The sequence below is a fragment of the Streptomyces sp. NPDC029292 genome, from assembly GCF_055569295.1.
Map to the genome: position 1 here is coordinate 159,435 of NZ_JBVHXR010000019.1, position 22,372 is coordinate 181,806.

Annotated in this window: 23 protein-coding genes; 14 read left to right on the forward strand and 9 right to left on the reverse strand. The window is 70.8% G+C overall.

From position 1 onward, the window contains the following. The first annotated feature begins 117 nt into the window (after nt 1-117). Nucleotides 118-1,251 carry a phosphodiester glycosidase family protein gene (locus ACZ4WS_RS34770; RefSeq protein WP_467986783.1) on the forward strand — a complete coding sequence of 378 codons (1,134 nt, stop codon included), beginning with the start codon at nt 118-120 and terminating at the stop codon, nt 1,249-1,251. 13 nt (nt 1,252-1,264) lie between these two features. Here ACZ4WS_RS34770 and ACZ4WS_RS34775 read toward each other — a convergent pair whose 3' ends face one another. The 6 genes from ACZ4WS_RS34775 to ACZ4WS_RS34800 form a co-directional block, all read right to left on the reverse strand. After that, a complete protein-coding gene (locus ACZ4WS_RS34775) occupies nt 1,265-1,459 on the reverse strand; it encodes a hypothetical protein (RefSeq protein ID WP_467986784.1) in 195 nt (64 codons plus the stop codon). Between the two features lie 114 nt (nt 1,460-1,573). Then, complete coding sequence (locus ACZ4WS_RS34780; RefSeq protein ID WP_467986785.1) at nt 1,574-2,437, reverse strand: phosphatidylinositol-specific phospholipase C/glycerophosphodiester phosphodiesterase family protein; 864 nt, start codon at nt 2,435-2,437, stop codon at nt 1,574-1,576. A 174-nt stretch (nt 2,438-2,611) separates the two neighbouring features. Next, nucleotides 2,612-3,697: an acyl-CoA dehydrogenase family protein gene (locus tag ACZ4WS_RS34785; RefSeq protein WP_467986787.1), complete on the reverse strand. Its 1,086-nt coding sequence runs from the start codon at nt 3,695-3,697 to the stop codon at nt 2,612-2,614. Beyond that, complete coding sequence (locus tag ACZ4WS_RS34790; protein ID WP_467986788.1) at nt 3,694-4,902, reverse strand: acyl-CoA dehydrogenase family protein; 1,209 nt, start codon at nt 4,900-4,902, stop codon at nt 3,694-3,696. The genes ACZ4WS_RS34785 and ACZ4WS_RS34790 overlap by 4 nt, the downstream gene beginning before the upstream one ends. Next, nucleotides 4,899-5,876, reverse strand: coding sequence for an NADPH:quinone oxidoreductase family protein (locus tag ACZ4WS_RS34795; RefSeq protein ID WP_467986789.1), 978 nt, complete (start codon nt 5,874-5,876; stop codon nt 4,899-4,901). Before ACZ4WS_RS34795 ends, ACZ4WS_RS34790 begins: the two co-directional genes overlap by 4 nt. Before the next feature lie 86 nt (nt 5,877-5,962). Continuing rightward, nucleotides 5,963-6,565, reverse strand: coding sequence for a helix-turn-helix domain-containing protein (locus ACZ4WS_RS34800; protein WP_467986791.1), 603 nt, complete (start codon nt 6,563-6,565; stop codon nt 5,963-5,965). 77 nt (nt 6,566-6,642) lie between these two features. Here ACZ4WS_RS34800 and ACZ4WS_RS34805 point away from each other — a divergent pair, with 77 nt between their 5' ends. From ACZ4WS_RS34805 to ACZ4WS_RS34825, 5 genes are all read left to right on the forward strand, one after another. Beyond that, entirely contained in the window at nt 6,643-7,587 is a 945-nt protein-coding gene (locus tag ACZ4WS_RS34805; RefSeq protein WP_467986792.1) for an NAD(P)/FAD-dependent oxidoreductase, read from the forward strand. Nucleotides 7,588-7,644: 57 nt separating this feature from the next. After that, complete coding sequence (locus ACZ4WS_RS34810; protein WP_467986793.1) at nt 7,645-9,183, forward strand: ATP-dependent DNA ligase; 1,539 nt, start codon at nt 7,645-7,647, stop codon at nt 9,181-9,183. Then, the gene (locus ACZ4WS_RS34815) at nt 9,180-9,644 is read left to right on the forward strand and encodes an NUDIX hydrolase (protein ID WP_467986795.1); all 465 of its coding nucleotides are present in this window, start codon (nt 9,180-9,182) and stop codon (nt 9,642-9,644) included. The genes ACZ4WS_RS34810 and ACZ4WS_RS34815 overlap by 4 nt, the downstream gene beginning before the upstream one ends. Nucleotides 9,645-9,741: 97 nt before the next feature. Next, on the forward strand, nt 9,742-11,136 hold the full coding sequence (locus tag ACZ4WS_RS34820; RefSeq protein WP_467986796.1) for an NADP-dependent succinic semialdehyde dehydrogenase: 1,395 nt from the start codon (nt 9,742-9,744) through the stop codon (nt 11,134-11,136). 25 nt (nt 11,137-11,161) lie between these two features. Continuing rightward, nucleotides 11,162-11,413, forward strand: a complete 252-nt coding sequence (locus ACZ4WS_RS34825; protein WP_467986797.1) for a DUF6213 family protein — start codon at nt 11,162-11,164, stop codon at nt 11,411-11,413. A gap of 99 nt (nt 11,414-11,512) precedes the next feature. On the opposite strand, the gene ACZ4WS_RS34830 is transcribed toward ACZ4WS_RS34825, so the two are convergent. After that, nucleotides 11,513-12,187 carry a transcriptional regulator gene (locus tag ACZ4WS_RS34830; RefSeq protein WP_467986799.1) on the reverse strand — a complete coding sequence of 225 codons (675 nt, stop codon included), beginning with the start codon at nt 12,185-12,187 and terminating at the stop codon, nt 11,513-11,515. Nucleotides 12,188-12,388: 201 nt separating this feature from the next. Here ACZ4WS_RS34830 and ACZ4WS_RS34835 point away from each other — a divergent pair, with 201 nt between their 5' ends. From ACZ4WS_RS34835 to ACZ4WS_RS34845, 3 genes are read left to right on the forward strand one after another with little or no spacing between them, the layout of a single operon-like run. Beyond that, nucleotides 12,389-13,453, forward strand: a complete 1,065-nt coding sequence (locus tag ACZ4WS_RS34835; RefSeq protein ID WP_467986800.1) for a type III polyketide synthase — start codon at nt 12,389-12,391, stop codon at nt 13,451-13,453. A 5-nt stretch (nt 13,454-13,458) separates the two neighbouring features. Continuing rightward, nucleotides 13,459-14,673 (forward strand): cytochrome P450, encoded by a 1,215-nt coding sequence (locus ACZ4WS_RS34840; RefSeq protein ID WP_467986891.1) that lies wholly within the window; start codon nt 13,459-13,461, stop codon nt 14,671-14,673. Between the two features lie 7 nt (nt 14,674-14,680). After that, nucleotides 14,681-15,202: a cupin domain-containing protein gene (locus ACZ4WS_RS34845; RefSeq protein WP_467986801.1), complete on the forward strand. Its 522-nt coding sequence runs from the start codon at nt 14,681-14,683 to the stop codon at nt 15,200-15,202. Here ACZ4WS_RS34845 and ACZ4WS_RS34850 read toward each other — a convergent pair. Further along, entirely contained in the window at nt 15,199-16,428 is a 1,230-nt protein-coding gene (locus ACZ4WS_RS34850) for an acyl-CoA dehydrogenase family protein (RefSeq protein ID WP_467986803.1), read from the reverse strand. The genes ACZ4WS_RS34845 and ACZ4WS_RS34850 overlap by 4 nt on opposite strands. Before the next feature lie 170 nt (nt 16,429-16,598). On the opposite strand from ACZ4WS_RS34850, the gene ACZ4WS_RS34855 reads away from it, so the two are divergent. Beyond that, nucleotides 16,599-17,243: a TetR/AcrR family transcriptional regulator gene (locus tag ACZ4WS_RS34855; protein WP_467986804.1), complete on the forward strand. Its 645-nt coding sequence runs from the start codon at nt 16,599-16,601 to the stop codon at nt 17,241-17,243. 24 nt (nt 17,244-17,267) lie between these two features. On the opposite strand, the gene def is transcribed toward ACZ4WS_RS34855, so the two are convergent. Then, nucleotides 17,268-17,807 carry a peptide deformylase gene (gene def / locus ACZ4WS_RS34860; RefSeq protein WP_467986805.1) on the reverse strand — a complete coding sequence of 180 codons (540 nt, stop codon included), beginning with the start codon at nt 17,805-17,807 and terminating at the stop codon, nt 17,268-17,270. A gap of 154 nt (nt 17,808-17,961) precedes the next feature. On the opposite strand from def, the gene ACZ4WS_RS34865 reads away from it, so the two are divergent. The 4 genes from ACZ4WS_RS34865 to ACZ4WS_RS34880 all read left to right on the forward strand — a co-directional run bounded on the left by ACZ4WS_RS34865 (nt 17,962) and on the right by ACZ4WS_RS34880 (nt 22,223). Further along, entirely contained in the window at nt 17,962-19,200 is a 1,239-nt protein-coding gene (locus tag ACZ4WS_RS34865; RefSeq protein WP_266417041.1) for a MurT ligase domain-containing protein, read from the forward strand. A 19-nt stretch (nt 19,201-19,219) separates the two neighbouring features. After that, nucleotides 19,220-19,948 (forward strand): type 1 glutamine amidotransferase, encoded by a 729-nt coding sequence (locus ACZ4WS_RS34870; protein ID WP_467986807.1) that lies wholly within the window; start codon nt 19,220-19,222, stop codon nt 19,946-19,948. A 191-nt stretch (nt 19,949-20,139) separates the two neighbouring features. Then, nucleotides 20,140-21,165 carry a 6-phosphofructokinase gene (locus ACZ4WS_RS34875; RefSeq protein WP_467986808.1) on the forward strand — a complete coding sequence of 342 codons (1,026 nt, stop codon included), beginning with the start codon at nt 20,140-20,142 and terminating at the stop codon, nt 21,163-21,165. 104 nt (nt 21,166-21,269) lie between these two features. Further along, nucleotides 21,270-22,223, forward strand: a complete 954-nt coding sequence (locus tag ACZ4WS_RS34880; protein WP_467986809.1) for a cytochrome c oxidase assembly protein — start codon at nt 21,270-21,272, stop codon at nt 22,221-22,223. The last annotated feature ends 149 nt before the right edge of the window (nt 22,224-22,372 follow it).

Sequence of the window (22,372 nt, forward strand, 5' to 3'; positions counted from 1 at the left end):
AGGGGGGGGGAGAGGGGGGTGTGGCGAGGGGGTTTCGGAGGGGGGTTGTGGGGGGTTCTGGGGAGGGGTTGTGCCTCTCTTCTCCCCCCTTTTGGGGGCCCCCCCCCGCCCAGCGGCGTGGAGGGCACCGCGGGCACCGCCCTCGCATCCGGCGTCGTCTACACGGAGTTGGACATCCCGGCCGCCAAAGGTGTGGCGCACGCACATGTGTTGACCGTCGATCTGCGCAATCCGCGGGTGCGGGTCGACCTCCTCCACCCCGGAGCCGTGGCGTCCCGGGCGCCCGTCTCCCAGCTGGCCGACTCCGCGGGTGCCGTCGCGGGCGTCAACGGCGACTTCTTCAACATCACGGAGACCCAGCATCCGGGGGTCGAGGCGACCGGCTCGACCGTGGGCCCGGCGATGGCGAGCGGCCACGAGCTCAAGGCGGCGGTCCCGAACGGCCAGCGTTTCGGGCCCGCCCTGCCGCCCGGCACGACCACCGAGGAGGTGCTCGGCGTGGGCGTCGACCGCAGGGCCCGGCTGGACAGCCTGGCGCTCGCCGGTTCCGTACGCAGTCACGAGGGGCGGTGGCCGCTCGGCGGGCTCAACCAGTACGCGCTGCCGGAGGGTTCGATCGGCGCGTTCACCTCGGACTGGGGCGGTGTCTCCCGAGTGCGGGCCACGTGTGGCACGGACACCAATCGGGCCGCGCCGTGTAGTTCCGACACCTATGAGGTGACAGTCCGGCATGGCCGCGTCGTGTCGTCGGCCAACACTCCCGGCAGTGGTTCCATCGCTCCCGGCACCACTGTTCTGGTGGGCCGTGAAGCGGGCGCGCAGCAGTTGCGGAAGTTGTCGTGGGGCGAGCTGGTCGGGGTGCGGCACCGTCTGGTGGCCGAGGCCACCCGGATCCCGTACCGCTTCGCGCTCGGCGGCTACCCGGTGCTCACCGACGGTCAGCCGTTGCCCGGCCTCGACAACACGACCGCGGCCGTACGGACCGCGGTGGGCATCTCGCACGGCGGCCGGCGTCTGCTGCTCCTCGCCCTCGACGGCGCGCCCGAGTTCCGCAGCGGGCTCACCATCGCCGAGGTCGCGGACACCATGCGGAAGTTGGGCTCCGACGATGCCTTCAGTCTCGACGGCGGCGGCTCCACCACGATGGTCGCCCGAGAGCCGGGGGCGGACGCCGTCAGCGTCCTCAATCACCCCAGTGGCGGCGCCGAACGCCCGGTCCCGAACGGCATCGGCGTGTTCTCACGGCCCTAGCGGACCTGCGACCTCATGGGTTCAGGCTGCTCACGATGTTCGCCGTCGCCGTGAGCCCGTTGTGGATGGTCGGCGCCATGCTCGTGCTCGCCAGATAGAAGCCGAGCAGCACACAGACCAGGGCGTGCGAGAGCTTCAGCGCGCCGTTGCGCAGGAAGATCACCGCGAGGATCAGGAGCAGTACCACCACAGAGATGGAAATGGCCATCGTCAACCTCCTCCGCCACGTCGACACCGCGGCTTTCGGCCGCAAGTGTCGCGTAGCGGAGGGTTCGTCCGGGCGGCTGACGTGTCCCCCGAACGTGTGATGTTCGTGCGGTGGCTACGCCCGCTCGTGGGCGTCCAGGAACGTTTCGAGGCCCGCGAGGTCGTCCGTGTTGAGGTAGTCGACGTCGGCGGCCAGGAGTTCGCCCCAGAGTGCGTCACGGGCGGGGCCCGCCAGATCGGTCGTCGCCCAGAACCGCACCTTCTGCCGGCGCGCGTGCGCCGCGCCGATGATGCCGCGCAGCTTCTCGCGCTCGGCGTCCGGGAACGGGCCGTCGCCCAGCCAGGTGAAGTTGAGTGTCCAGTTGTCGCTGATGAGGGGGACGAAGGAGGCGGGGGCCGCGCTGCCGAGGTCGGTGAGCCGGCCGTCGTAGAAGGCGCGCCGGACGCTCTGGGCCTCCATGGGCGTACGGGCGGCACGGTCGCCGGAGATCACGGCCGTGACCGGACCGCGGTACACGCGACCGTGCGCGTACGTCGTGAACAGGTGCCGGTAGCGGTTCAGATGGCGGTCGAGTTCGAGGTACGTGGAGGAGCCCTCGGTCTTGATGTCGATGAGGAGTTGCAGGGGCGTGCGGTAACCCCGGTACACCGAGCCGTGGTTGGCCTTGACGCGGGCGGCGAGAGGTTCGAGGTAGAGGGATTCGAGGGTGCGGGTCGGGTCGAGCTCGACGGGGTCGTGGGCGACGAGGAGCTGGTCGCCGACCAGGTAGATGTCGGCCTCGACACTGCCGAAGCGGTGGTCGAGGGCGTCGAACAGCGGGCGCGGGTGCTCGAAGTCGTTGTGCGCGTGAGCGCGCCACAGCGGGCGCGGTCCCTGCTTGCGCTCACCCGCCCGCGCGTACGCCGCGGGCAGCGCGACCGAGCCCGCGAGGGCGGCGCCGAGGGTGGTGAGGGCTCTGCGACGGGTGGTAAGGGCCATGCTCTGCCTCCCTGGAAGTGCCGTACGGGACCCCAGCGAGTATGGGGTCCTTCAGGACCCAAGGAGCAGTCTCGTGCGGGGAGTTGGCCGGACTGCCGCCGTACGTTCACTTGTTTTGGGCAAGGCACACCGAAAAGCCCGCCCCCGGTGGGGCGGGCTTCTCATGGGTGTGCGTCAGGGTGCCTGGAGGTCGACCAGTCCGGCCAGCGCCTCACGGTGCGCGCCCGCCGTGCCGTACGCGAGGGAGTCGGCCTTGGCGCGCTTCAGGTACAGGTGCGCCGGGTGCTCCCACGTCATGCCGATGCCGCCGTGCAGTTGCACCGCCTCCTCGGCGGCGTGCACGGCGACGGGCGCCGCGTACGCCTGGGCGACCGCGACCGCCACGTCGGCGTCGTCGCTGCCGGTGGCCAGCGCGTCGGCGGCACCCCGGGCCGCGGCGCGCGTGTTGACGACCTCCAGCCACAGCTGCGCCAGCCGGTGCTTGAGCGCCTGGAAGCCACCGACGGGCCGGTTGAACTGCTTGCGCTCCTTCAGGTAGCGGACCGTCTCGGTCAACGACCAGTCGGCGAGGCCGAGTTGCTCGGAGGCGAGCAGTCCGGCACCGGCGCGCAGGGCCCGGCGTACGGCGGGTTCGGCGGTGCCCACCCTGCGCGCCCGCGCCCCGTCGAAGGTGACCGTGGCGACGGGCCGGGTGAGGTCCAGGGAGACCTGCGGGGTGACCGTGACGGCGTCCGCGTCGACGGCATACAGCCCGCCGTCCTCCGCGGGCACCAGCAGGACGTCGGCGGCCAGCGCGTCCGCGATGCCCGTCAACTCCCCGTGCAGCGCGCCGTCTTCATGGCGTACGGCCTTGTAGGCGCCGCCGGGTCCGACGTTCAGCGCGACGGCGAGCGCGCCCACCGTCCGCCCCGACGCCAGCGCGGCCAGCAGCTCCGCGCCCTCCGCGCCCTCGCAGGCAAGCAGCGCCTCCGTCGCGACGACGGCACTCGTCAGATAGGGCACGGGCGCGACCGCGCGGCCCAGCTCCTCAAGGACCACGGCGACTTCGCGGTGGGTGGCGCCCTGGCCGCCCTGCGACTCCGGCACGAGCAGGCCCGCCAGGCCCATCCCGTCCGCCAGCGCCTTCCACAACGCACGGTCGTGCGGCGCGTCCGACTCCGTGCGGGCGATGACGCCCGCCGCGTCGCAGTGGTCCGTGAGGAGGTCGCGGACGGCGGCGCGCAGCGCCTCTTCCTCCTCCGAGTAGAGCAGGTCGGTCATCGGGCCAGGTCCTTCCAGGCGACGTCCTTGTCGGTGCGCGGCTCCGGGGGCAGGCCCAGGACGCGCTCGGCGACGATGTTCAGCAGGACCTCGCTGGTCCCGCCCTCGATGCTGTTGCCCTTGGAGCGGAGGTAGCGGTAACCCGCGTCCCGGCCGACGAAGTCGACCAGTTCAGGGCGGCGCATCGTCCAGTCCTCGTACAACAGGCCTTCCTCGCCGAGGAGTTCGACCTCCAGGCCACTGATCTCCTGGTTGAGGCGGGCGAATCCGAGCTTCATGCCGGAGCCCTCGTGCCCGGGCTGGCCCGCGGCGAGCTGCTGGCGAAGCCGCTCGCCGGAGAGCCGGGCCACCTCGGACTCGACCCACAGCTTCAGCAGGCGCTGGTGCAGGTCGTGGGTGCGCAGTTCGGGGCGCTCGCGCCAGGTCTGGGAGACCGGGCCGATCATGCCGCCCTCGCGCGGAATGCGCATGCCGCCGATGGAGACGCGCTCGTTCATGAGCGTGGTCTGCGCGACCTTCCAGCCGTCGCCGACCTCACCGAGCCGGTGGGCGTCCGGGATGCGCACGTCGGTGAGGAAGACCTCGTTGAACTCGGCCTCGCCGGTGATCTGGCGCAGTGGCCGCACCTCGACACCAGGGTCGGTCATGTCGCAGATGAAGTACGTGATGCCGCGGTGCTTGGGCACGTCCGGGTCGGTGCGGGCGATGAGGATCGCCCAGCGGGCGACGTGGGCGCTGGACGTCCACACCTTCTGCCCGTTGACCACCCAGCTGTCGCCGGTACGGACGGCCCGTGTACCGAGCGCGGCGAGGTCGGACCCGGCCCCCGGCTCGCTGAAGAGCTGGCACCAGACCTCCTCACCGACCCAAAGGGGCCTGAGGAAGCGCCGCTTCTGCTCCTCGGTGCCGAAGCCGAGGATCGTCGGCGCGGCCATGCCGAGGCCGATGCCGATGCGCCGCGGGTCGTTGTCGGGCGCGCCCGCGGCCTCCAACTCGGCGTCCACGACGGCCTGGAGGGTGCGCGGGGCCCCGAGGCCACCGAGGCCCTCGGGGTAGTGGACCCAGGCGAGTCCGGCGTCGAAGCGGGCCTTGAGGAAGTCCAGCCGGTCGGTCGCCAGCGGCGGGTGCGCGGCCAGCAACTCCTGGGTACGGCGGCGCAGTTCGGTGGCGTCCAGTGCACCGCCCTCGTGTGCGGCGTCGGTCATGCGGTTGCTCCGTTCTCCAGTGAGGGCACCACGGCGACCCGGCCGGTGGTGACACCGTCGGCGACCCGCTGCACTGCGGCCGCCGCGCCGCTCAGCGGCACGCGCTCGCTGATCAGCGGCTTGATCGCGCCCCGCGCGGCGAGCTCGGTGAGCTGCTCGTGGCAGTGCTGGATCAGCTTCGGGTTCTTGGTGTTGTAGAGGCCCCAGTGCAGGCCGAGGATCGAGTAGTTCTTCACGAGGGCGTGGTTCAGCGCCGGACTCGGGATGGTCCCGCTCGCGAAGCCCACGACGACGATCCGGCCCTCGAAGGCGACGACCTTGGCGGACTGGGCGTAGGCCGCGCCTCCGACGGGGTCGTAGATCACGTCCGCACCCCGGCCGCCGGTGGCTTCCTTGACCGCGCCGACGACGTCCTCGGTGCGCCGGTCGATGACGACGTCGCATCCCAGCTCACGGGCGACGGCGGCCTTGTCCGCCCCGCCCACCACGCCGATGACCCTGGCGCCCGCCGCCTTTCCGAGCTGCACGGCGGCGCTGCCGACACCTCCGGCGGCCGCGTGCACGAGCAGGGTCTCCCCCGCTTCCAGCCCGGCGCGCCGGTGCAGACCGAACCACCCCGTCTGGTAGCCGATGTGCAGCGCTGCCGCCTCGGCGTCGTCGAGGGCGTCGGGCGCGGGCAGCAAAGCCGTGGCATCCGCGACGGCGTACTCGGCGAAACCGCCGTACGGCAGCGCGGGGTTGGCGAGCACGCGGCGCCCGTCCTCGGTCTCGCCGCAGATCTCCACGCCGGGCGTGAATGGCAGCGGCGGCCTGACCTGGTACTGCCCGCGGCACAGCAGCGCGTCGGGGAAGTTGATGTTCGCCGCGCGCACCTTGAGCAGGACCTGACCCTCGGCGGGCACCGGCCGCTCCACGTCTTCGAGGCGCATCACCTCGCTCGGCTCGCCGTTCTGGTGCACTTGCCATGCCTGCATGCGGGGCCTCCACGGGACTGCTTCGTCTGACCGGGCTCGACTGCATACTAAGCGGTCGCTTGCCCATCAGGGAACAGTCGCGTGCGTCACGAACGGGTGGGGCGCGCCCGGACGTGCATCCGCTCCCCCTGTGGCCCGAAGAGGCTCAGGAACTCCGCGGGCCCGTCCCCCGTCGAGCCGAACCAGTGAGGCACCCGGGTGTCGAACTCGGCCGCCTCCCCCGGACCGAGCACCACGTCGTGCTCCCCGAGCACGAGCCGCAGCCGCCCGGACAGCACATACAGCCACTCGTAGCCCTCGTGCGTACGCGGGTCCGGTACCGCCTTCCGCTGCGGTTCGAGCACCTTGAACGCCTGGAGCCCGCCGGGCTGCCGGGTGAGCGGCCAGTGCGTACGACCGTGCCGGACGATCGGCTTGGACCGCACGCGCGGGTCGCCCACGGGTGGCGCCCCGACCAGTTCGTCCAGCGGCACCTGGTGGGCGCGGGCGATCGGCAGCAGCAGCTCCAGGCTGGGCTTGCGCAGCCCGGACTCCAGGCGTGACAGCGTGCTCACGGAGATGCCGGTCGCCTCGGACAGCCCCGCCAGAGTCGCCCCGCGCTCCTTCCTGATACGCCGCAGCCGCGGCCCGACCTCGGCCAGCACCTCGTCCGTCTGCGCGTCCTCACTCATGCCACTCGTGCCACTCATGCCCTTATTGCAGAATCGGCAAAGCCATTTGTCAATACGGCCAGAGTAGGGCGACCTTTTCCGTGGAGGTGGTCACCATGACCGAGAGGTACGAAGCAGTCGTCATCGGTGGTGGCGCGGCCGGGCTGTCCGCCGCGCTGGTCCTCGGACGGGCCCGGCGCCGCACACTCGTCGTCGACGCGGGCGAGCCGCGCAACGCGCCCGCCGCGCATCTGCAGGGCTATCTGTCGCGGGACGGGATGCCGCCCGCCGAGTTCCTCGCCGAGGGGCGGCGGGAGATCGAGGGGTACGGCGTCGAGCTGGTCCGGGACCGTGCGGTGGACGTGGTCCGGGACGGCGCCGGGGAGTTCGACGTGACGCTCGCGGCGGGGCGCACGGTGCACGCGCGACGGCTGGTCGTCGCCACGGGCCTGGTCGACGAGCTGCCGCCGGTGCCGGGCGTCGCCGAGCGCTTCGGCCGGGACGTGCTGCACTGCCCGTACTGCCACGGCTGGGAGGTCCGCGACGAGGCCTTCGGTGTGCTGGCCGCCACGCCGATGAGCGTGCACCAGGCGCTGATGGTCAGCCAGTGGTCGAAGGACGTGACGCTGTTCCTGCACACGGTCGGCGAGGACGAGCTCTCCGACGACGACCTGCGCCGGCTCGCCGCGGCCGGGGTCGCCGTGGTGCCCGGCGAGGTCGCGGGGCTGGTGGTCGACGGCGACCGGCTCACCGGGGTGCGCCTCGCGGACGGCACGACGCACGACCGCTCGGTGCTGTTCGTCGCGCCCCGCGCCGTGCCGCAGACCGGTCTGTTGGAGCGGCTGGGCGCGGAGCTGCGGGAGACGCCGTTCGGCACGTATCCGGTGGTCGACGCCACGGGGCTGACGACCGTGCCCGGCGTTTGGTCGGCGGGGAACGCGATGGGGTTCGCGGAGCAGGTCGTGAACGCGGCCGGCGCCGGATACCGCGCGGCGGCCTCGCTCAACGGGGAACTGCTCTTCGCGGACCTCGACGCGGCCGTCGCGCGGGGACAGGGTTAGAACCCCGCGCCCTGCCGTACGGGTGTGGACCCGGCGCCTCCGTTGCACCATGGCTGCATGCTGCTGACCCGGCTGGCCCGTGTGTCCCAGGAGGTCGCCGCCACCTCGGCGCGGTCCCGGAAGACCGCTCTGCTCGCGGAGCTGTTCCGGGACGCGGAGGCGGACGACGTGCCCATCGTCATCCCGTATCTGGCGGGGCGGCTGCCGCAGGGGCGGCTCGGCATCGGCTGGAAGATCCTCAGCAGGCCGGTCCCGCCCGCGTCGGAGCCCTCGCTCACGGTGCGGGAGGTGGACGCCCGTCTGACGGAGCTCGGCGAGGTCTCCGGCACCGGCTCGCAGGCCGCTCGGGCGCGGCTGGTCGGGGAGTTGATGGGCGCGGCCACCGAGGACGAGCAGCGGTTCCTGCTCGGGCTGCTCACCGGCGAGGTGCGGCAGGGCGCGCTGGACGCGGTCGCGGTCGAGGGGCTCGCCGAGGCGACCGGCGCGCCCGCCACGGACGTACGACGGGCGGTGATGCTCGCGGGATCGCTGCAGACGGTGGCACGGGCGCTGCTCGCCGAAGGGCCCGGGGCACTCGACGGCTTCCGGCTCACCGTCGGCCGCCCGGTCCTGCCGATGCTGGCGCACACGGCGGCTTCCGTGTCCGAAGCCGTCGGCAAGCTGGGCGCGTGTGCCGTCGAGGAGAAGCTCGACGGCATCCGCGTACAACTCCACCGCGACGGCGAGGACGTACGCATCTACACCCGCACCCTCGACGACATCACCGACCGTCTGCCCGAACTGACCTCCGCCGCAGTGGAGTTGAAGAACACCAGGTTCATCCTGGACGGCGAGGTGATCGCGCTGGACGAGGACGGGCGGCCACGCTCCTTCCAGGAGACCGCCGGGCGGGTGGGCTCGCGCGTGGACGTGGCCACGGCCGCCAAGAGCGTGCCCGTCTCCCCCGTCTTCTTCGACGCGCTGTCCGTCGACGGCCAGGATCTGCTCGATCTGCCGTTCACCGAGCGGCACGCGGAGCTGGCGCGGCTGGTGCCCGAGCCGATGCGCGTGCGGCGCACGCTGGTGTCCGGTCCGGACGATGTCGCCGCCGCCGAGAAGTTCCTCGCGGACACGCTCGCACGCGGCCACGAGGGTGTCGTGGTCAAGGCCCTCGACGCCCCCTACAGCGCGGGCCGGCGCGGTGCCTCCTGGCTGAAGGTCAAGCCCGTACACACCCTCGACCTGGTGGTGCTCGCGGCCGAGTGGGGCCACGGGCGGCGCACCGGCAAGCTGTCCAATCTGCACCTCGGGGCGCGCGCCGCCGACGGATCCTTCGCGATGCTCGGCAAGACGTTCAAGGGCATGACCGACGCGATGCTGACCTGGCAGACCGGGCGGCTCCAGGAGCTGGCCGTCGAGGACAACGGCCATGTGGTGACCGTACGGCCCGAACTCGTCGTCGAGATCGCGTACGACGGTCTGCAGAAGTCCACCCGCTACCCGGCCGGCGTCACCCTGCGCTTCGCGCGTGTCGTGCGCTACCGCGAGGACAAGACCCCCGCCGAGGCCGACACGGTCCGGACGCTGCTCGCCGCACACCCGGAGGTGTCCCGGTGAGGGGGAAGCGCAGCGCCGGACTGCTGTTGTTCCGGCACACCGATGGCGGCCTGGAGGTGTTGCTTGGCCATATGGGCGGCCCCTTCTTCGCGCGGCGGACCGCCGGGGCCTGGACCGTGCCCAAGGGCGAGTACGAGCCCGACGAGACCGCCTGGGACGCGGCGCGCCGCGAGTTCCAGGAGGAACTGGGCCTGCCGCCGCCTGACGGGGAGGCCATCCCGCTCGGCGAGGTCACGCAGACCAACGGCAAGGTCGTCACGGCCTGGGCGATCAAGGCGGATCTCGACCCGGCGGCCGTGGTCCCGGGGACCTTCGAGATGGAGTGGCCGCCGAAGTCGGGCCGCCGTCAGGAGTTCCCCGAGCTGGACCGGGTGGAGTGGTTCGCTCTGGACCGCGCCCGCGCGCTGATCGTGAAGGCGCAGGCGGAGTTTCTCGACCGGCTCGTGGAACACTCGGACTGAGAGCACAGGTCCGCGCACGGCACGGGGGCCCTCCGCGTTGCGCCGCACCCCGCCGCGCGGGAGGGTCGAAACACAGCCCGCTTTCAGGAGGTCGGCCATGCCCATCGCGACGGTGAACCCGGCGAACGGCGAGACGCTCAAGACGTACGACGCCCTGGGCGCCGAGGAGATCGAGCGCAGGCTCGCGACCGCCGAGGCCGCGTTCCGTATCCATCGCACCACGTCCTTCGCCGAGCGGGCGCGGCTGCTCCACAGGGCGGCCGACCTCCTCGACGAGGACCAGGACGACATCGGCCGGGTGATGACCACCGAGATGGGCAAGCCGGTCAGGCAGGCCCGCGCGGAGGCCGCGAAGTGCGCGAAGGCGATGCGCTGGTACGCCGACCACGCCCAGGGCCTTCTCGCCGACGAGGAGCCCGCCGAGTCCGACGCCAAGGACTCCGGCGCTTCCCGCGTCCTGGTGCGCTACCGGCCGCTGGGCCCGGTCCTGGCCGTCATGCCGTGGAACTTCCCGCTCTGGCAGGTGGTCCGGTTCGCCGCGCCCGCGCTGATGGCGGGCAACGTGGGCCTGCTCAAGCACGCCTCGAACGTGCCGCAGACCGCCCTCTACCTGGAGGACCTGTTCCGCCGGGCGGGCTTCCCCGAGGGCTGCTTCCAGACGCTGCTGGTCGGCTCCGGCGCGGTCGAGGACATCCTGCGCGACCCGCGTGTCAAGGCGGCCACGCTCACCGGGAGTGAACCGGCGGGCCGGGCCGTCGCCTCGGTCGCCGGGGACGAGGTCAAGAAGACGGTCCTGGAGCTGGGCGGCAGCGATCCGTTCGTCGTCATGCCGTCCGCCGACATCGACCGGGCCGCGCAGGTCGCCGTGACGGCGCGTGTGCAGAACAACGGGCAGTCGTGCATCGCCGCCAAGCGGTTCATCGTGCACACGGACGTGTTCGACGCCTTCGCCAAGCGGTTCACGGCGGGCATGAAGGCGTTGAAGGTGGGCGACCCGCTGGACGAGGACACGGACGTCGGGCCGCTCTCCAGCGAGCAGGGCCGCGGCGACCTGGAGGTGCTGGTCGACGACGCCGTGGAAGGCGGTGCGACCGTGCTGTGCGGCGGCGAACGCCCCGAAGGGTTCACGGACCGCGGCTGGTACTACGCGCCCACCGTCCTCGCCGACATCACCCCCGACATGCGCATCCACCACGAGGAGGCCTTCGGGCCCGTGGCGACGCTCTACCGCGCCGCCGACCTGGACGAGGCGGTGGCCCTCGCCAACGACAGCCCGTTCGGGCTGAGTTCGAACGTCTGGACGCGCGACGAGACCGAGGTGGACCGGTTCGTCCGTGATCTGGAGGCGGGTGGCGTGTACGTCAACGGGATGACGGCGTCCCACCCGGCGTTCCCCTTCGGCGGGGTCAAGCGGTCCGGCTACGGGCGTGAGCTGTCGGGGCACGGAATCCGCGAGTTCTGCAACATCACCACCGTATGGCACGGAGCGTGAGCGTTCCGCAGCTACGATCCCCTCTGTGAACCGCGAAGTGACCCTGCCTCTGATCGTCGACGACCGCGGCACGTTGCAGGTGGCGGCCGCCGACGTCAGCAAGCTGCTGCGCACGGTGGGCGGCCGGTGGCTGCATCTGGTGGAGGCCGGCCAGGACGGGCTCGACGAGGACACGGTGGCCGCGCTCACGATCGAACTCGCCAAGCTCGCCGATCGCATCGACGTGGCCTGCATCGCGCACAGCAGCGGGTCCGCCCCTGGCCAGGGTGCGCCGTAGGGGGTGCGGTTCGATGCAGTCCGCAGGCCGTACGTGGCAGGTCGCGCCCACGCGGCACAGCCGCACAGTGTCACAGCCCACGCCCCGATGGGGCGCTCGTCACAGGACGCGTTGGTCGAGTTCCCACAGGGCGTGCCAGAACCCTGCCTCGTAGCCCTGCAACAGGCGGCCGTACCGGTACACCTCGGTCTCGTCCACTCGTCCTGCGTCGAGCCCCGCCTGCACGGCCGCCAGAGCCCGGTGCTCCAGCTCCGGCGCCGGTTCGGCGAAGAAGTCGAAGAAGCCGCAGGCCTCGTCGTCGAAGCCGTAATGGCGACGCAGCGCCCCGGCGATCGTCGCGCAATAGCCGCCCCACGCCGCGAAGTTGGCGCTCAGCGCGAGGACGACGTCGGCCGGTGAACCGTTGAGGGCGAGCCAGGCGACGTACGCGGGATAGGTCTGGCAGTCCGCGAGCGGCTCGTACGCCGCTGCCCGCGCCTCGTCCACCCCGACCGCGGCGGCGTACGCGCCGAGCCGGTCCTGGGCCAGAGCCTCACCCTCCGCGAGCATGGCGAAGAAGGCGGAGGCCTCGGGGCCGTCGGCCGGTCGTTCGGCCAGATACAGGAAAGCCCGGCGGTCCGCGGCGATCACATGGCGCTGTTCGAGGGCGAGCGCGGCGAGTGTGGAGCGCTGCGCCGCGCCCCGGGCGATCAGGGGCAGAAGCCGGTTGGCATGGGGGTCCGGGGCGAGCTTCCCGGTGGTGCTGTCCAGCAGTTCCCTGGCCGTCCGCGTCATCGCGTACTCCTTCGGTTCGGCTGTCCGGGGCCCTTCCACCAGATTCCCACACTCACCCGAAATTCCCCGGAATGGAGTAATTCGACGCGATATCCCCGCCCTTTCGGGTGATCGTGGGTGAACCACCCTTCGCATCGTGGGTGAACAGCTCTTCCGCCGGGGGACGAAGCATTCCCCGGAAGGCGAAAGAAGGCGGGCTCCATGGCGACTTTGTGCAGACCCTCGGTCTCGGTTCCGGAATTCGTGATCACGATGGAGGAGACTCTGGAGCTGGCCAGCTCCCGTCACGCGGACCACCCCCAACTGCCGTTGGCACTCCGGCTGATCGAGAACACCGGCGTCCAAACCCGGCACATCGTGCAACCCATCGAAGAGACGCTGAAACACCCGGGCTTCGAGGAACGCAACAAGGTCTACGAGACGGAGGCGAAGGCCCGCGTCCCCGCGGTCGTGCAGCGGGCGCTGGACGACGCCGAGATGCTCACCACCGACATCGACATGATCATCTACGTGTCGTGCACCGGGTTCATGATGCCCTCGCTCACGGCCTGGCTGATCAACTCGATGGACTTCAGCAGCGACACCCGGCAGATACCCATAGCCCAGCTGGGCTGCGCGGCCGGAGGCGCCGCGATCAACCGGGCACACGACTTCTGCACGGCCTACCCCGACGCCAACGCGCTCATCGTGGCCTGCGAGTTCTGCTCCCTCTGCTACCAGCCGACCGACCTCGGCGTCGGCTCGCTCCTGTGCAACGGCCTGTTCGGGGACGGTATCGCCGCGGCCGTCGTACGCGGCAAGGGCGGCACCGGCATCCACCTGGAGCGCAACGGCTCGTACCTGGTCCCCAAGACCGAAGACTGGATCATGTACGACGTCCGGGCCACCGGCTTCCACTTCCTGCTGGACAAGCGGGTGCCCGGGACGATGGAACCGCTCGCTCCCGCGCTCCACGCCCTTGCGCGACAGCACGGCTGGGACGCCTCCGACCTGGACTTCTACATCATCCACGCGGGAGGCCCCAGGATCCTCGACGACCTCAGCAAGTTCCTCGAAGTCCCGCCGGACGCCTTCCGGTTCAGCCGGGCCACCCTCACCGAGTACGGCAACATCGCCAGCGCCGTCGTCCTGGACGCGCTGCGCCGTCTCTTCGACGAGGGCGGCGCCGAGCACACCGCGCGCGGACTGCTCGCGGGCTTCGGCCCCGGCATCACCGCGGAGATGGCCCTGGGCCGCTGGCATTCCTCGAGCGACGGGAGGGCGTGACCGCGATGACCGAGAAGACGATCACCCAAGCACTCCCTCCCGTCCGTCACTGGCCCGCCCTCGACCTGAACGGCGTGGACTTCGACCCGGTCCTGACCGAGCTGATGCGCGAGGGCCCGGTCACCCGGATCCAGCTGCCCAACGGCGAGGGCTGGGCGTGGCTGGTGACGCGGTACGACGACGTCCGCATGGTCACCAACGACGCTCGGTTCAGCCGTGAGGCGGTCATGGACCAGCAGGTCACGCGGCTCGCCCCGCACTTCATCCCGGCCCGGGGCGCGGTGGGCTTCCTCGACCCGCCCGACCACACCCGGCTGCGCCGCTCGGTGGCCGCCGCCTTCACGGCGCGCGGGGTGGAGCGGGTGCGCGAGAAGTCCCGGCGGTTGCTCGAAGAGCTGGTCGACGAAATGCTCCAGGAGGGGCCACCCGCCGATCTCACGGCGGCGGTCCTGAGCCCCTTCCCCATCGCGGTCATCTGCGAGCTGATGGGCGTCCCGGCCGTCGACCGGCAGAGCATGCACCTCTGGACGCAGCTGATCCTGTCCTCCTCGCACGGCGCCGAGGTCAGCGAGAAGGCCAAGGACGAGATGGGTGCGTACTTCGCGAAGCTCATCGGCGAACGCGGCGGCAGCACGGGCGAGGACGTCACCTCGCTGCTCGGCTCCGCCGTGGGCCGGGACGAGATCACGCTCGACGAGGCCGTCGGGCTGGCCGTGCTCCTCCAGATCGGCGGCGAGGCGGTCACCAACAACAGCGGGCAGATGTTCTACATCCTGCTGACCCGCCGCGACCTGTGCGAGCGGCTCCGCGCCGACCCGGCGATCCGCCCCCAGGCCATCGACGAGCTCCTGCGCTACATCCCGCACCGCAACTCGGTCGGGCTGTCGCGCATCGCGATGGAGGACGTGGACATCAAGGGCGTACGGATCCGGGCGGGCGACGCGCTCTACGTGTCTTATCTGGCCGCGAACCGCGACCCGGACGTCTTCCCCTTCCCGGAGACGATCGACTTCTCGCGCAGCCCCAATCCGCACGTGACGTTCGGCAACGGCCCGCACTACTGCCCGGGCGGGATGCTGGCCAGGCTGGAGTCCGAGCTCATGGTCGACGCGCTGCTCGACCGGATGCCGGGGCTGCGGCTCGCCGTCCCACCGGACCAAGTCCCCTTCAGGAAGGGTGCGTTGATCCGCGGCCCCGAGGCCCTGCCCGTGATGTGGTGAGCGACCGATGACGGCGACCGAAGGGCTGCTCGTGCCGCCGGGGCACGGCCGCGTGGTGCGCACACCCGCCCAGCACGTGACGTTCAAGGTGACCGGCTCGCACTCGCGCACGGCCTCCACCTTCGAGGTGGTCGTGCCGCCCGGATTCGACGTCGGCGCCCATGTGCACACGCGCAGCGAGGAGCTGTTCTACGTGCTCGAAGGCGAGCTGGACGTGCTCGCCTTCGAGCCGCGCGTGCGCACACCCGACCACTGGCAGAAGTGGGAGTCCCCTTCGGGCAACCGGGCGGTCCGGGCTACACCGGGCACGGTCATCGTCGTACCGCCCGGGTGCCCGCACGCCTTCTCCAACCCCATGGAGACCCCGGCGAAGATGTTCTTCCAGGCATCACCGCCCCCGGACCACGAGCGCTACTTCGAGGAGTTGCTGGAGATCCTGGGGTCGGGGGGACCGCCCGACCATGCGGCGATCGAGGAGCTCAGGGCGAGGTACGACATCGAGCAACTCACGCCCCTGAAACACCGCTAGCGGATCGGCATCCCCGACAGGGTTCGCGCGATGACCAGACGCTGGATCTCACTCGTCCCCTCGAAGATCGTGTAGATCGCGGCGTCACGGTGCATCCGCTCCACCGGGTACTCACGAGTGAACCCGTTCCCGCCAAGGATCTGCACCGCCTGAGCGGTGACCTTCTTCGCCGTCTCACTGGCGAACAGCTTCGACATCGACCCCTCGGCCGCCGTGAACGGCTTGCCGTTGACCGCCATCCAGGAGGCACGCCACACCAGCAGCCGGGCCGCGTCGATCGACGTACGCATGTCGGCGAGCTGGAAGGCCACACCCTGGTTGTCGATGATCGGCCGCCCGAACTGCTCACGCGTCTTGGCGTACTCGAGGGCCTCTTCGTACGCGGCCCGCGCGGTCCCGACCGCCATCGCACCGACAGCCGGACGCGACGCCTCGAACGTGGCCATGGCAGCGTTCTTCACGCGCTCGCCGCCGCCCGCCTTGGCGCGCTCACGGGCGCGGGCGAGGCGCTGGTCCAGCTTCTCCTTGCCGCCGAGCAGGCAGGAGCCGGGGATCCGGACGTTCTCCAGGACGACCTCGGCGGTGTGCGAGGCGCGGATGCCGTGCTTCTTGAACTTCTGGCCCTGGGACAGGCCCGGCGTGTTCGGCGGGACGATGAAGGAGGCGTGGCCCTTGGAGCCCAGCTCCGAGTCGACGACCGCGACGACGACGTGGACGTTGGCGATGCCGCCGTTGGTCGCCCAGGTCTTGGTGCCGTTCAGGACCCACTCGTCCTTGGCCTCGTCGTAGACGGCACGGGTGCGCATGGAGGCGACGTCGGAGCCGGCGTCGGGCTCGGAGGAGCAGAAGGCCGCGACCTTGACATCATTGGCATCGCCGTACATCTGGGGAATCCAGGTGCCGATCTGCTCCTCGGTGCCATTGGCGAGGACGCCCACGGCGGCGAGGCCGGTGCCGACGATCGACAGGGCGATGCCCGCGTCACCCCAGAACAGCTCCTCCATGGCCATCGGTATGCCGAGCCCAGTGGGGTCGAAGTACTGCTGGGCGTAGAAGTCCAGGGAGTAGATGCCGACCTTCGCGGCCTCCTGGATGACCGGCCAGGGAGTCTCTTCGCGCTCGTCCCATTCGGCGGCCGCGGGGCGGATCACATCGGCGGCGAAGCCGTGCAGCCAGTCCCGGACCTCCTTCTGTTCGTCGTTGAGATCCATAGTGAACTCGGCCACGGCCCCTCCAGCGCTGCGCTAAAGTGTTACTTGCGGTAACTGGAGTGTGTTACTGACCAGTAGGAAAAGTCAACTCCCGAGCCACGCTCGGCAGCCCGTTCGATACGCATACGCCGATGAGTGTTAGTTTGCCCAGGCGTCACCGAATCAGCACGGGTGGGGAGAGAGTCATGGACACCACACAGCGGACCGATCAGCAGAGGTCCGCCGACCGCCGCCGGCGCGAGCTGCTGGAGGCCGCCGACCGGGTGGTACTCCGCGACGGCCCCGGGGCCTCGATGAACGCCATCGCCGCCGAGGCGGGCATTACCAAGCCGATCCTCTACCGCCACTTCGGCGACAAGGGCGGACTGTACGCCGCGCTCGCCAAGCGGCACACCGACGCCCTCCTCGAAGCGCTGCGGGCCGCGCTGGACGCGCCCGCCGAGCGCCGCGAGCGGGTGGAGCAGACGCTGGACACGTATTTGGCGGCCATCGAGGCACGCCCTCAGGTGTACCGCTTCCTGATGCATCCGGCGGAGGGCGGGCAGCCCGGTGACACCGGATTCGACGTGGGCAAGCACTCCGCGCCGTTGCTGCGCCGCATGGGCGAGGAATTGGCCGAGGTCATCGAGGAGCGGGTCGATCTCGGTCCCGGCAGCCAGCAGCTCGCGCGGGTGTGGGGTCACGGGATCGTCGGCATGATGCATGCCGCCGGGGACTGGTGGCTGGGCGAACGGCCTTGCTCGCGGGCCGAGTTGGTACGGAGTCTGGCTGATCTGTTGTGGGGTCGGCTCGCTGCGGCCGGAGATCGGATCGGCGGTCCGGGATTCTGACCGGCCGTCCTTGAGCTGCAAAGCTCAGCGCCCCCAAGACGCCCGCGCCACCTGCCGCATCACCCGGCGGTGGCGCCAGCCGCTCAGCCGGTCCACGTACACCCCACCGTCAAGGTGATCGCACTCGTGCTGCAGGCACCGCGCGAACCAGCCGACGCCATGCACGCGGACCGGTTCGCCGGTGACCGTGAAGCCTTCGACGACGGCATGGTCGTACCGCTCCGTGCCCGCCTCCAGCCCCGGCAGCGACAGACACCCCTCCGGCCCGCGCAGCACCACACCATCCGCCTCGACAAGGCGTGGGTTCACCACATATCCCAGATGCCGGACATCGTCGTCGTCCGGGCAGTCGTACACGAAGACTCTGAGCGGCTCGCCGACCTGGTTCGCGGCGAGGCCGACCCCCTCCGCGGCGTACATCGTCGCGAACATGTCCTCGACGAGCCGGGCGAGTTGGGGGCCGAAGTCGGTGACCTCTTCACACCGTGTGTGCAGGATGGGGTCACCGAGCAGGGTCAGAGGCCGGACGCGCCCGTGGGTGCCCGGGATGGAGCCGTGTCGCATGGCGGCAAGGGTACGGTCCTGGGAGGCGCGCGCATGTCGCGCGGGCACCGTGATGGTGCCGCGATTCGGGCGCGTGAGTGGATCTCGATAGGCTGAGGCCCACACGGTGCCGGGGGCAGAGGCGCGGCGCGTACGCAAGGAGGATCGAGAAACGATGTCAGGCAACTCGGACCCGCTGACGCCGCGGGCCAAGCTGGCCGTGACGGCGGGCAAGGCGGCGGCGGCCGTCTCGCGTGCCGCCGGACGCGGCAGCGGATCGGTGATCGGCGGCCGGGTGGCACTCAAGCTCGACCCCGACCTGCTGGCCCGGCTGGCCACACACCTGGACGTGATCCTGGTGTCGGCCACCAACGGCAAGACCACCACCACCCGGCTGATCGCGGAGGCGCTGCGCGCCGCCGGACCGGTGGTGTCCAACGCGCTGGGCGCGAACATGCCCGCGGGCATCACCTCGGCGCTCGCCGGGGGTTCGGACGCCAAGTACGCGGTCATCGAGGTCGACGAGAAGTACCTCTCCGGTGTCGCGCGCGACACCGACCCGAAGTGCATCGCGCTGCTCAACCTCTCCCGCGACCAGCTCGACCGGGCCGCCGAAACCCGGATGATGGCCGAGCACTGGCGTGAGGGCCTCGCCGGCTCGAAGGCCGTGGTCGTCGCCAACGCGGACGACCCGCTAGTCGTGTGGGCCGCGTCCTCCTCACCGAACGTGATGTGGGTGGCCGCCGGGCAGATGTGGAAGGACGACGCCTGGTCCTGCCCGTCCTGCGGCGGTGTGATGCAGCGCCCCGGCGACGACTGGTTCTGCGGCGACTGCGGCTTCCGCCGTCCGACGCCGACCTGGGCGCTCTCCGGCGACCACGTCCTCGACCCGCACGGTTCGGCCTGGCCGATCCACCTCCAGCTGCCCGGCCGCGCCAACAAGGCGAACGCCGCCTCGTCGGCCGCCGTCGCCGCCGTCTTCGGCGTACCGCCACAGGTCGCCCTGGAACGCATGTACCAGGTGCAGGCGGTGGCCGGACGCTACGACGTGGTGCAGTTCATGCAGCGCGACCTGCGTCTGCTGCTCGCCAAGAACCCCGCGGGCTGGCTGGAGACGTTCTCCCTGATCGACCCGCCGCCGACCCCGGTCATCCTCTCGGTGAACGCGCGCGGCGCCGACGGCACCGACACCTCGTGGCTGTGGGACGTCGACTACACACGGCTCACCGGGCACCCGATCTTCGTTCTCGGCGACCGCAAGCTGGACCTCGCCGTGCGCCTGGAGGTCGCGAACCAGTCGTTCCAGGTGTGCGAGAACCTCGACCAGGCGGTGCAGCTCGCGCCGCCGGGCCGGATCGAGGTCATCGCGAACTACACCGCTTTCCAGGATCTGCGGCGTCGTGTCGGCAACTGAGCCACGGAGGACGAAGAGAATGAGTGACAACAGCCTGCGTCTGGTGTGGATCTACCCGGACCTGCTGAGCACCTACGGCGACCAGGGCAACGCCCTCGTCGTGGAGCGCCGGGCCCGCCAGCGCGGCCTCGACGTGGCCCGCCTCGACGTGCGCAGCGACCAGCCGATCCCCACCTCCGGCGACATCTATCTGATCGGTGGCGGCGAGGACCGGCCGCAGCGGCTCGCGGCCGAGCGGCTGCGCCGCGACGGCGGACTGCACCGCGCGGTCGGCAACGGCGCGATCGTCTTCTCGGTCTGCGCCGGCTACCAGATCCTCGGCCACGAGTTCATCAACGACCTCGGACAGCGCGAGCCGGGCCTCGGCCTGCTCGACGTGGTCTCGGCGCGCGGCGAGGGCGAGCGGTGCGTCGGCGACGTCCTCGCGGACATCGACCCGCGGCTGGGCCTGCCGCAGCTGACCGGCTTCGAGAACCACCAGGGCGTCACCCACCTCGGCCCCACCGCGCGCCCGTTCGCGCAGGTGCGGCTCGGCAAGGGCAACGGCACGGGCGACGGCACCGAGGGCGCGTACAACGACACGGTCTTCGGTACGTACATGCACGGGCCCGTCCTCGCGCGAAACCCGCAGATCGCGGACCTGCTGCTGAAGCTGGCGCTGGACGTGAACGCGCTGCCGCCGATCGACGACCGGTGGTACGAGTCGCTCCGCAACGAGCGCATCGCGGCTGCGCAGCAGCCCGCCTGACGCTCCTGCGAAACGGTTCCGCAGAACCTGCGCGGCAGCCCGTCTGACAGGGCCTCCGCTCACGTGTGCGGGGGCGTCCAGCAGGCGGACGCCCGCTACGGCCCCGCCCCCTCCCGCCGGTAGGGTGGCGGGGTTACTTGCCGGACAGCGTGGTCCGGTCCCCGGCCCACGTTGAGAAGGTATTTCGGGCTATGCGCATTGGTGTCCTCACGTCCGGCGGCGACTGCCCCGGTCTGAACGCCGTCATCCGGTCCGTCGTGCATCGCGCCGTCGTGGACCACGGCGACGAGGTCATCGGCTTCCGGGACGGCTGGAAGGGCCTTCTGGAGTGCGACTACCTCAAGCTCGACCTCGACGCGGTGAGCGGCATCCTGGCGCGCGGTGGCACCATGCTCGGCTCCTCCCGGGTCCAGCCCGCGCATCTGCGTGACGGCGTGGAGCGGGCCAAGGGGCATGTCCAGGAGCTCGGCCTCGACGCGATCATCCCGATCGGCGGCGAGGGCACGCTGAAGGCGGCCCGGCTCCTTTCGGACAGCGGCCTGCCGATCGTCGGCGTGCCGAAGACCATCGACAACGACATCGCGGTCACGGACGTCACCTTCGGCTTCGACACGGCCGTCGGCGTCGCGACCGAGGCCCTCGACCGGCTGAAGACGACGGCCGAGTCCCACCAGCGCGTGCTGATCGTGGAGGTCATGGGCCGCCACACCGGCTGGATCGCGCTGCACTCCGGAATGGCCGCCGGCGCGCACGCCATCGTCGTACCGGAACGCCCCTTCGACATCGAGGAGTTGGCCGCCAAGGTCGGCGAGCGCTTCGAGGCGGGCAAGCGGTTCGCCATCGTCGTCGCCGCCGAGGGCGCCAAGCCGAAGGCCGGCACCATGGCCTTCGACGAGGGTGGCAAGGACGTCTACGGGCACGAGCGGTTCGCAGGGATCGCCCGGCAGCTGTCGCTGGAGCTGGAGGAGCGCCTCGGCAAGGAGGCGCGGCCGGTCATCCTCGGGCACGTGCAGCGGGGCGGCACGCCGACGGCGTACGACCGTGTCCTCGCCACCCGCTTCGGCTGGCACGCCGTGGAGGCCGCACACCGTGGGGACTTCGGCAAGATGACCGCACTGCGGGGGACCGACATCGTGATGGTGTCGCTCGCGGAGGCTGTGGAGACGCTGAAGACGGTGCCCGAAGAGCGGTACGCCGAGGCGGAGTGCGTGCTCTGATCCGTACGTAGCTGGAACTGCCCCCGGTCGCAGCTGCGGCCGGGGGCAGTTCTACTCTGGTGCGGACAGACAGCGCACAACCCGTACGAAACAGGAGCCGGCGGATGGATCACAGCGGGCACGGCATGACCATGGATCTGCCGCCGTTCACGCTGGGGCGGGGGCTCGAGTGGTCCGCGGACCCGTTCTTCCTCGTCGCCTGCCTGCTCGGGCTCGGCCTGTACGGCTGGGGGGTCGTGCGGCTGGCCAGGCGCGGCGACAAGTGGTCGGTGGGGCGGACCGTCGCCTTCGTCATCGGCGTGCTGACCGTGATGCTCGTGATGTGCACCAAGCTGAACGACTACGGAATGGTCATGTTCAGCGTGCACATGGTGCAGCACATGGTGATCAGCATGCTGTCGCCGATCCTGATCCTGCTCGGGGCGCCGATCACGCTGGCGCTGCGTGCGCTGCCGGTCGCGGCGAAACGCGGCAACAAGGGGCCGCGTGAGCTGCTGCTGATGTTCCTGCACAGCCGTTATATGCGGATCATCACGCACCCCGCGTTCACCATCCCGCTGTTCATCGCGAGCCTGTACGCGCTGTACTTCTCGCCGATCTTCGACTTCCTGATGGGCTCCAAGGCGGGACACATCGCGATGATGTGTCACTTCCTCGCCGTCGGCCTGGTCTTCTTCTGGCCGATCATGGGCGTCGACCCGGGTCCGCACCGCCCCGGCTATCTGATGCGGATGCTGGAGCTGTTCGCGGGCATGCCGTTCCACGCGTTCTTCGGCATCGCGCTGATGATGGGGTCCGAGCCGATGGTCGCCACGTACAAGAACCCGCCCGCCTCGCTCGGCATCGACGCGCTCGCCGACCAGAGCGCGGCGGGCGGCATCGCCTGGGCGTTCAGCGAGATCCCCTCCGTCCTCGTACTGCTCGCGCTGCTCTTCCAGTGGTACGCCTCCGAGAAGCGGCAGGCCCGCCGCACGGACCGGGCCGCCGACCGGGACGGCGACAAGGAACTCGAGGCGTACAACGCATATCTGGCCTCACTCAACGCACGCGGTCGCTGAATTAACTTTGCGATTCACCTTGCGTGAAAGGCATTTCCGTTCAGTAGCATGAGATGCGAAGCTCCGCGTCCGGTCTGTGTCTGAAGTCCAGCTTCCGGTCTGCGGGGTCCACGGGGGAAACCGCAGGGGGAGCGGTCATGACATTTCGC

Excerpts from the sequence above, each read along its gene's own strand:
- def (WP_467986805.1), bottom strand. The coding sequence starts at position 17,807 with ATGCGACACGGCTCCATCCCGGGCACCCACGGGCGCGTCCGGCCTCTG.
- ACZ4WS_RS34775 (WP_467986784.1), bottom strand. The coding sequence starts at position 1,459 with ATGGCCATTTCCATCTCTGTGGTGGTACTGCTCCTGATCCTCGCGGTG.
- ACZ4WS_RS34845 (WP_467986801.1), top strand. The coding sequence starts at position 14,681 with ATGACGGCGACCGAAGGGCTGCTCGTGCCGCCGGGGCACGGCCGCGTG.
- ACZ4WS_RS34810 (WP_467986793.1), top strand. The coding sequence starts at position 7,645 with ATGCTGCTGACCCGGCTGGCCCGTGTGTCCCAGGAGGTCGCCGCCACC.
- ACZ4WS_RS34865 (WP_266417041.1), top strand. The coding sequence starts at position 17,962 with ATGTCAGGCAACTCGGACCCGCTGACGCCGCGGGCCAAGCTGGCCGTG.
- ACZ4WS_RS34790 (WP_467986788.1), bottom strand. The coding sequence starts at position 4,902 with ATGACCGACGCCGCACACGAGGGCGGTGCACTGGACGCCACCGAACTG.
- ACZ4WS_RS34795 (WP_467986789.1), bottom strand. The coding sequence starts at position 5,876 with ATGCAGGCATGGCAAGTGCACCAGAACGGCGAGCCGAGCGAGGTGATG.
- ACZ4WS_RS34870 (WP_467986807.1), top strand. The coding sequence starts at position 19,220 with ATGAGTGACAACAGCCTGCGTCTGGTGTGGATCTACCCGGACCTGCTG.
- ACZ4WS_RS34835 (WP_467986800.1), top strand. The coding sequence starts at position 12,389 with ATGGCGACTTTGTGCAGACCCTCGGTCTCGGTTCCGGAATTCGTGATC.
- ACZ4WS_RS34820 (WP_467986796.1), top strand. The coding sequence starts at position 9,742 with ATGCCCATCGCGACGGTGAACCCGGCGAACGGCGAGACGCTCAAGACG.
- ACZ4WS_RS34805 (WP_467986792.1), top strand. The coding sequence starts at position 6,643 with ATGACCGAGAGGTACGAAGCAGTCGTCATCGGTGGTGGCGCGGCCGGG.
- ACZ4WS_RS34830 (WP_467986799.1), bottom strand. The coding sequence starts at position 12,187 with ATGACGCGGACGGCCAGGGAACTGCTGGACAGCACCACCGGGAAGCTC.
- ACZ4WS_RS34880 (WP_467986809.1), top strand. The coding sequence starts at position 21,270 with ATGGATCACAGCGGGCACGGCATGACCATGGATCTGCCGCCGTTCACG.
- ACZ4WS_RS34800 (WP_467986791.1), bottom strand. The coding sequence starts at position 6,565 with ATGAGTGGCACGAGTGGCATGAGTGAGGACGCGCAGACGGACGAGGTG.
- ACZ4WS_RS34875 (WP_467986808.1), top strand. The coding sequence starts at position 20,140 with ATGCGCATTGGTGTCCTCACGTCCGGCGGCGACTGCCCCGGTCTGAAC.
- ACZ4WS_RS34780 (WP_467986785.1), bottom strand. The coding sequence starts at position 2,437 with ATGGCCCTTACCACCCGTCGCAGAGCCCTCACCACCCTCGGCGCCGCC.
- ACZ4WS_RS34785 (WP_467986787.1), bottom strand. The coding sequence starts at position 3,697 with ATGACCGACCTGCTCTACTCGGAGGAGGAAGAGGCGCTGCGCGCCGCC.
- ACZ4WS_RS34840 (WP_467986891.1), top strand. The coding sequence starts at position 13,459 with ATGACCGAGAAGACGATCACCCAAGCACTCCCTCCCGTCCGTCACTGG.
- ACZ4WS_RS34855 (WP_467986804.1), top strand. The coding sequence starts at position 16,599 with ATGGACACCACACAGCGGACCGATCAGCAGAGGTCCGCCGACCGCCGC.